Raw genomic sequence first — 7,651 nt, 5'->3', positions numbered from 1 at the left:
GCTGAGGCAACAGGACCAGAGGGAGCTGTTGCTAGCTGATGGAAGTCCTCACCTTTTGGGTATATTCGCGCAGCGCCGTTTTAAAATCGACGTGCTGGTGGTGCATCTGGTTCAGGATCCAGACAGCCGCCAGCACGTGCGTGAGTTGCTCGCCTTCGTCTTCTCCTTGTATCTCTATTGCAGGGGTTTGTTCCTCCAGAATAGCTGCTTCTGCAGCCATCAGGGCTTCAATGCTTTGCGTTTCAACCAGGTTTTTTATTACCGGAATTTTCATTTTTCTTAATTAAACAAGTTTATGGATCAGGGTGCGCACAGCTTCTTCTTTGCTGGCGGCCACAGTGTCTACAAGGTTACCATTCTTAAAAACTGCAAAAAAAGGCAGGTTGGTAACGCCCGCCAGCTTTCGGGCTTCCGGACTCGTTTCGGCATTTACATCTACAAACGTAACATTGGTGAAATGCTCATCTTCTGAGAGGCGCTTGAACTTCGGTGAGAATAACCGGCAGTTGCCACACCAGTCTGCAAAGTACTTTACCACCACATGCTGGTTCGATTTCAGGATGCCTGCAAAATCAGCGTCAGTTGCTTTTATAACGGCCATAGAGTAAAATTTTTTAAGGTTAAAATTTGGGCAGGCATGAACTGTGCCTGCTTGCCTGCATAAATGTTTCAACTGCAAATATACAACAAATATCAGGTTCAGGTTTTGGGATGATGGCTTTGGCCTGTGGTTTCTGCTATGCCGGCGTGCTGCCAGGCTCAGGCCAGCATGAATTATTCTAATGAAAATGCCCCTCCCGAGCTTTTTTAAGACACAGGACTTTCTAAGCCTGAATCAGGATTATCAGGATTAGAGGATCGGCAAGGTGCCATCATCAAGACCAACCTGCTGTTTGGAGGCTTCCGGGGGAGGACTTCAAATGTTAAATGAAAAATGGAAGTCTCCGATTTCCTACTGGCGATTGGCAGTAAAGCCTGCTAAATGGATTACAGGATACTTGCTGATTGTACTACAGTTCGAACTGTTTATCCAGGCGGTCCGGAACAGAGTTCCTCCTGATCCATGGTCAGTTTGAAGTCGCCCTGCGGAAGACTTTAAACAGCTGGAGATTCATTTCAACAATTTAACCATTTAGCAATTTAACCATTCAGCAATCAACAAACAGCAACCAACAACCAACCATCAGCAACCAACAACCTGCCAGTTGAAATAGTTGACCTGGTGCAGCCCTAAAACCCCATCTTTATCTTCTTCTTGGGTTGGGTGGTCATGTCGGTAACAATGCCTTGTTTGGTGAACCTGATGTGCCACATGCCCCGCAGCTCGCCGGGCGCATAGCCGATGGCCTCGTCGGCAGGGTATTTTTGCCTGATGAGCTCATGATCTGCCTCCGACAGTTCCTTGCCTGGTGTGCCGTGGCAGCGAAGGCAGCTTTCGCTCCGGATGTAGATAGGGGCCGTGTAGAGCAGCTCCTGCTGGTTTAGCTCCTGTATGGTGGGCTCCTGCTGGCTGCCCCGGGCATACTGCTGCAAGGCCACTGCTGCTGCCCCCTCTGCCTTGTTGGCCGGGTTGCGGAGCTTTAGGCTGGTGCGGCGGGCAGTGCCGCCATACTTCTGCTCCATGGCCTGCACTATATCAGACTGCTCGGGCAGGCAATAGGCCATGGCGGCAGCTACGCCGCCGCTGTCAAGGTGCTGCTGCAGGTCCAGGTCCAATTGGTATTGGCCGGCAGCCACTATCGAGTCGCCGGCCGTGCGGGCTGCTGCCAGAATCTGAGCTCCTGTTACGCGCTTTACCTTACGCCGCTCCAGCTCTTTGGCAATCTCTTTTCCGCCCTCAACAGGCTTTACTTTAACTTCGCAGCCTGAAACTATAAAGGCAGCCGCAAAGGTTATAGCATATAGGATACGGGGTAGGTGGAACATCTTTTTAGTGCGTAATGTATAAAAATGTATAAAAGAAACTACACGCCAATTTAGTATCTTTGCACTTTAAAACCATAGCAGCGCAATGTTAGATAAATTAGAAGCCATAAACCATCGGTTTGAAGAAGTAAGCCAGCTCCTTATCCAGCCTGACGTGGCCAGCGATATGAAGAAATTCAAATCGCTGAACAAAGAATACAAAGATCTGGATAAGATCGTTACCGAATACAAAAAGTATCTGAATATACTCAGTAATATCGACAGCGCCAAGCAGGTGATCGCTACCGAGAAGGACGAGGACTTCCGGGAGATGGCCAAAGAGGAGCTGGACGAGCTGCTGCCCCAGCGGGAAAAGATGGAGGAGCTCCTGAAAGAACTGCTCATACCCAAAGACCCCAACGACAGCAAAGATATTATCATGGAGATCAGAGCCGGTGCCGGTGGCGACGAGGCTTCTATCTTTGCCGGCGACCTGTACCGCATGTACACCCGCTTTGCCGAGAAAATGGGCTGGCGCGTGGAGCTGATGGATGCCATGGAAGGCACCTCGGGCGGTTACAAAGAGATTATAGTAGGCATGTCGGGCGAGGATGTGTACGGCAAGCTCAAGTTTGAATCTGGGGTGCACCGCGTGCAGCGGGTGCCGGCCACCGAAACCCAGGGCCGTATCCATACCTCGGTTGCCTCGGTAATCGTGCTGCCCGAGGTGGAGGAGTTCGACATCGACCTCGACATGAACGATATCCGCAAAGACCTGTTCATGTCGTCAGGCCCGGGCGGTCAGTCGGTGAACACGACGTATTCTGCCGTGCGCCTGACGCACATCCCGACCGGTATTGTGGCGCAGTGCCAGGACCAGAAATCGCAGCTCAAAAACTACGACAAGGCTCTGAAGGTGCTTCGCTCCCGTATTTACGAAATCGAGCTGGCCAAAAAACTGGAGGCCGAGGGTGCCCAGCGCAAGAGCATGGTAGGCGGCGGCGACCGCTCCGACAAGATCCGCACCTACAACTACCCGCAGGGCCGCGTAACCGACCACCGTATTGGCTACACCGTGTACAACCTGCCAGCCGTAATGGAGGGCAACATAGAAGACTTTGTAGAGCAGCTCCGCATTGCCGAAAACGCCGAGAAACTGAAAGAAGGCGCTGCCGCTGAATAATATATTGCTTTTTAAAAATTTAGCAATCAGAGAGTCGGGAGTATGGTAGAGGGAGAGAGACTCTATCGTATTCCTGATTTGTTTTATACGATGCCGCTTCGTTTCCCAGTTTATAAGGAACAGGCTCATGGCATGTATCAGCACCTCCGGAGGGCCGTTTTCATTAGAATAACTTGGTTGCTGCTTGATATATGGCTTGTTTGATGGCTGAATGGTTCTATTGTTAATTGGTTGATCTGGCGATTTAAAAGTAAATCCTGAAGCAGAAGTCAACCATAACGAATTAGAAGTCTTGCGCCATGTGCCGGAATACGTGATACTATAATCTGGCATCAAATAACATTTATAAAAGGCTCCGGAGGGCTGTTTCCATTCAAATAATTCAGGCATAACAAAAGAACTCGACCTTGAAATACCTTATCTCCCTTCTGCCTCTGCTCTGCCTGCTCTCGGTGTTTTCCTGTACGCCCGACGATGAGGTGGTCACGGCAGATCCTGGGGCTGTTCTGAGTTTTTCTGCCGATACGGTGCTGTTCGATACCGTTTTTGTAGCGCGCGGCAGCATTACCAAGCGGCTCAAGGTATACAACCCCAACAAAAAGGCCGTCCGCATCAGCGACATTACGTTGGGTGGTTCCGGAGCATCGCCCTACAAGCTTACCATTAATGGCGTAGAAAGCCCCATTGCCAATAACCTGGAACTGCGCGGCCGCGACAGCCTGTTTATCCTGGTAAAAGTGAACATCGACCCGTCTGACGTAAGCCAGCCGTTTCTGGTCAGCGATTCCATCATGTTCCGGACCAATGGCAACCTGCAAAAGGTAAAGCTGGTCGCCTATGGGCAAAACGCTTATTTCCATAGCAAGGCCGCCATTGGCACCACCGTGTGGGGCAGCGACAAAGCCCACGTGCTGCTCGATACCATTCTGGTAAGGGCCGGCGAAACACTTACCATCGAAAAAGGCACACAGGTATTTGCCACGCCGGGCGCAGTGCTGCTCGTAAACGGGACCTTGCTCGTGGAAGGTACGCCCGAAGAACGCGTGGTTTTCAGTGGCTATCGGCGGGAGCAAAGCTACCAGCAGGCACCGGGGCAGTGGCAGGGCATCCAGATCCTGACGCAGAGCGAGAATAACCGCATCCGGTATGCCGACATCCGGAATACGGTGTGGGGCTTTCGCATTGGCAACCCCGGCAAAGGAGGTACGCTCATAGAGGGCTGCGCCATTCAATATGCCTTTCAGGATGGTATTATCGGGTTTACCTCCAATATAAGTGTGGTGAACACGCTCATTCACAACTGCGGGCGGTATGGCTTCAGCGGTCTGGGCGGCGGCAACTACGAAGTTGTTTACACCACTATCGTAAATTACAACAACCCCATGCAGCGCGAATCACCCTCCTTTGTGATTACCGATTACATACCCGGCACCGAGATCCGGAACATGGAGGCGAACCTGCGGCTCGTGAACTCGATTGTGTATTCCGATGGCTTTAACTTTAAAGACGAGCTGCTGCTTGAGAGCGATGGCGGCTCCATTACAGCCGAGGTGGCCAACAATGTGCTGCGCACCGAGATTTTTAAAGACCTGCTGGGCGAAGACGGCAACATTCTGAACCAGGACCCGAAGTTTGTAGCGGCGTCTAAACAGGATTTCAGCCTCGATACGCTCTCCGTAGCCAGTGGCGCCGCCAAACCACTGCTGGATGTGCGCCGGGATCTAAAAGGCCAGAGCCGCAGCACCACCAAACCCGACATCGGCGCCTTTGAGAGAACCGTGGATTAATGTGCTAATTTTTCAATGTGCTGATGTGCTAATTCTTCAATTTGAAAATTTGGAGATGAGAAGATTTGGAAATGGTGCTAATAGGTTGAAATGTACTGAATCAATAAGGATCAGAAAACCTAAGGCTAATATATTCTGAACATTCTTGAATTCTGTAAATTCTTGGGGTAGGGGCCCTATATAGAGATTCAGACAAAACAGTAGCAGCAGCAGAGCCTCCGGAGGGCCTTTTTCATTAGAATAATTCCGGAATGCAGCCAATCAGGAGCAGTGCCGTATGAAACATTCACTTAATCATTCAACTACTCGTTCGGAATTAGAAATATTCACTTATCCACTCAATCACTCATTCAAAATTAGAACTATGAAATGGTATCAGAAGGAAATCAGGTTGCCGGCCGTGAAGCGGGGCTTTCATCTTATCACCGATTTAATAGAGTCGCAGCTGCATGAGCTGGAGGAGATAAAGGTGGGCTTGGCGCATATTTTTATCAAGCACACCTCCGCCAGCCTGACCATAAACGAAGATGCCGACCCCACTGTGCGGCAGGATTTTGAAAGCCATTTCAACAAGATGGTGCCCGAAAATGCCCCGTACTACAAGCATACCCTCGAAGGCTCCGACGACATGCCCGCCCACCTGAAAGCCGCGATTCTGGGCTCTTCCGTAACCGTACCAATTACCAACGGGAAATTCAACATGGGCACCTGGCAGGGAATTTACCTCTGCGAACACCGCGACCACGCCTCCAAACGCTGGTTGGTAGTAACGCTGCAGGGGAATTAAGTTGGTTGTTGTTTGCTAGTTGTTGATTGTTGGAGGAATAAGGTCCGAATCGTAAAGAGTTAAGATCTCCAAATCAACCATTTAACAATTAAGCCATTTAACCATATATGAATTAGCACATTAAAAAATCAGCACATTAACCTTACCTGATCACGCTTATCTTTTTAATCTCCAGGCCGTCGGAACTTTGGATGCGGAGGTAGTAAATGCCTGCCGGCAGATGCTGCACCTGTAGCTGCACTACCCGTTCTTTTACCTCCTGCCGTAGCACCGTCTGGCCCATGCTATTCACCAGTTCAAGGTGCCTTACCTCTACGCGGGCAGGCTGCTCTATGGTGATGTACTCTCCTGCCGGGTTCGGAAACACCACCAGGTCGCTAACTGTAACCTGTATAAAGGCTGTTTTCTCTTCGGTATCGCTCACTACGCCGTTGGCTACTGTTAGCAGGACCTTGTATAAACCAGGAGTGTTGTAAGTTACGCTAGGCGCCTGCTGTGTAGAGGTGGCTGGTGTGCCGCCCTCAAATTCCCAAAGCCACGAAACGGGCCTCGAGCCTTCCGATTTATCTATGAAGTTTACCGTTGTGCCTGCCAGCACCAGCGTGTCGGCAGGGTTTGTGACCTCGAAGTCGGAGCGGATATCGCCGGTACAGGCAAGTGAGTTCAGGATAGAGGCACGCGCTGTGGCTAAGGTGGCCTGCATAAAAGCGGCCTGCCCGCGGGTGAACATGTTCATGCAGCCGTCGTCGGTATAGTCCATGTAGTTCTGCCACATGTTACCAAAGGGCCCGTTGTTGCACGACGAAACAATGTTATCGGGGCAACCTGAGGTTTCGCGCTGCTGGTTGGGGGTATCGTCTATGCCATCGGCATTGTTGCAGCCTGCGCCCCATGTGTGCCTCAGGCCAAGCCAGTGCCCTACCTCATGGGTAGCAGTGCGGCCCTGGTTGTAGGGGCCGGCAGCCCTGTTAAAAGGCGGAGCACCTATGGATGAATAAAGTAGCACCACCCCGTCTATACTGGCATTGTACCCCGGAAAAGAGGAATAGCCCAGAATATTTCCCGTAATGTTGCAGATCCAGATGTTGAGGTACTGGCGGCTGTCCCAGATGTCGGCTCCTCCCCTGCTCGCGAACTTTACATCGTCGCGGGAGGTCTCAAAAGAGATCTTGTCGGTTTTGGTGCGGGTAATGCCAGTGGTTAAGTCGCCATTGGGATCTATGGAGGCCAGACAGAACTCTATTTCCGTGTCGGCTGCCAAGGGCTTGAAGTGGGAAGGTGTATCAACAGTATCGGTATTTCTGCGCCTGAAGTCGTTGTTCAGGATGGCGAGCTGCGACAAGATCTGCTCATCCGGAATGTTCTGGGCCTCAGTGTTATACACCACATGAAATACCACCGGTATGGTAACGGTGGTTTTGCGCAGCGCTTTGCTCTGGCTTAACTTCAGGGATGCGTTTTCTGCCTGTTGCCTGGTTTGCAGCTGGCGCAGGAGCAGAGCAGAGTCTTTTTTCAGCAGCGCTTCCTGGTAGGCAGTAGTGGCGCAGGAGCGGGTTGGCACGCCAGGCGCTCCTGTGGCAGCCTGCCCCAGACAGCTCAGGCTACTGCACCAGCTGCATAAAAGGAAGAGAATAAATGCGCGCATGCCGTTATAAGTGCAATTACAAATTTCTACTGATCGTATGAGCGATTCGGAGCATAGTAACAGTCTTGGTCAAATATTGCAAAGTCATGCTATCCACATGCTTAACAGATAATACCTGAACTTGTTGTACTGCATCCGGATGCCAGGTATACTTATCTGGCGGAGCGTGCCGCCGCAATCTTAGACCTCTTAGGGATAACACTGCTTATGGCGGGACACCATATTTATTCTCCGTCGGGTCTTAGCAGTAGTTACCAGCAGGCCTCGTCAGCAACAAAGCTTATAATTAAACTTTATTTTAAACAATATAGTGCCAAGCTCCTGTTTTTTATCAGGCAGCAAAG

The 7,651-nt window shown here is 50.8% G+C and carries 7 protein-coding genes; 3 read left to right on the top strand and 4 right to left on the bottom strand.

The genetic code is table 11. From position 1 onward, the window contains the following. Positions 1 to 31: 31 nt before the first annotated feature. The 3 genes from FJM74_RS09040 to FJM74_RS09030 all read right to left on the bottom strand — a co-directional run bounded on the left by FJM74_RS09040 (position 32) and on the right by FJM74_RS09030 (position 1,926). Entirely contained in the window at positions 32 to 274 is a 243-nt protein-coding gene (locus FJM74_RS09040) for a DUF6952 family protein (protein WP_187262273.1), read from the bottom strand. 9 nt (positions 275 to 283) lie between these two features. Further along, positions 284 to 601 (bottom strand): thioredoxin family protein, encoded by a 318-nt coding sequence (locus FJM74_RS09035; RefSeq protein ID WP_187262272.1) that lies wholly within the window; start codon positions 599 to 601, stop codon positions 284 to 286. A 629-nt stretch (positions 602 to 1,230) separates the two neighbouring features. Further along, positions 1,231 to 1,926 (bottom strand): Tll0287-like domain-containing protein, encoded by a 696-nt coding sequence (locus FJM74_RS09030; protein ID WP_187262271.1) that lies wholly within the window; start codon positions 1,924 to 1,926, stop codon positions 1,231 to 1,233. Between the two features lie 85 nt (positions 1,927 to 2,011). Here FJM74_RS09030 and prfA point away from each other — a divergent pair, with 85 nt between their 5' ends. The 3 genes from prfA (at position 2,012) to FJM74_RS09015 (ending at position 5,662) form a co-directional block, all read left to right on the top strand. Further along, on the top strand, positions 2,012 to 3,088 hold the full coding sequence (gene prfA, locus FJM74_RS09025) for a peptide chain release factor 1 (RefSeq protein ID WP_187262270.1): 1,077 nt from the start codon (positions 2,012 to 2,014) through the stop codon (positions 3,086 to 3,088). Positions 3,089 to 3,495: 407 nt separating this feature from the next. Then, complete coding sequence (locus FJM74_RS09020) at positions 3,496 to 4,875, top strand: right-handed parallel beta-helix repeat-containing protein (protein WP_187262269.1); 1,380 nt, start codon at positions 3,496 to 3,498, stop codon at positions 4,873 to 4,875. 364 nt (positions 4,876 to 5,239) lie between these two features. Next, a complete protein-coding gene (locus FJM74_RS09015; protein WP_187262268.1) occupies positions 5,240 to 5,662 on the top strand; it encodes a secondary thiamine-phosphate synthase enzyme YjbQ in 423 nt (140 codons plus the stop codon). 142 nt (positions 5,663 to 5,804) lie between these two features. Here the strand turns inward: FJM74_RS09015 and FJM74_RS09010 are convergent, their stop codons facing one another. Next, complete coding sequence (locus FJM74_RS09010; protein WP_187262267.1) at positions 5,805 to 7,307, bottom strand: M43 family zinc metalloprotease; 1,503 nt, start codon at positions 7,305 to 7,307, stop codon at positions 5,805 to 5,807. Between the last annotated feature and the right edge of the window lie 344 nt (positions 7,308 to 7,651).

Source organism: Pontibacter beigongshangensis (assembly GCF_014332515.1).
In the GTDB taxonomy this organism is placed as follows: Bacteria; Bacteroidota; Bacteroidia; order Cytophagales; family Hymenobacteraceae; genus Pontibacter; species Pontibacter beigongshangensis.
This window is presented reverse-complemented; position numbering and strand designations above follow the sequence as displayed.

Excerpts from the sequence above, each read along its gene's own strand:
- FJM74_RS09040 (WP_187262273.1), bottom strand. The coding sequence starts at position 274 with ATGAAAATTCCGGTAATAAAAAACCTGGTTGAAACGCAAAGCATTGAA.
- FJM74_RS09035 (WP_187262272.1), bottom strand. The coding sequence starts at position 601 with ATGGCCGTTATAAAAGCAACTGACGCTGATTTTGCAGGCATCCTGAAA.
- FJM74_RS09030 (WP_187262271.1), bottom strand. The coding sequence starts at position 1,926 with ATGTTCCACCTACCCCGTATCCTATATGCTATAACCTTTGCGGCTGCC.
- prfA (WP_187262270.1), top strand. The coding sequence starts at position 2,012 with ATGTTAGATAAATTAGAAGCCATAAACCATCGGTTTGAAGAAGTAAGC.
- FJM74_RS09015 (WP_187262268.1), top strand. The coding sequence starts at position 5,240 with ATGAAATGGTATCAGAAGGAAATCAGGTTGCCGGCCGTGAAGCGGGGC.
- FJM74_RS09010 (WP_187262267.1), bottom strand. The coding sequence starts at position 7,307 with ATGCGCGCATTTATTCTCTTCCTTTTATGCAGCTGGTGCAGTAGCCTG.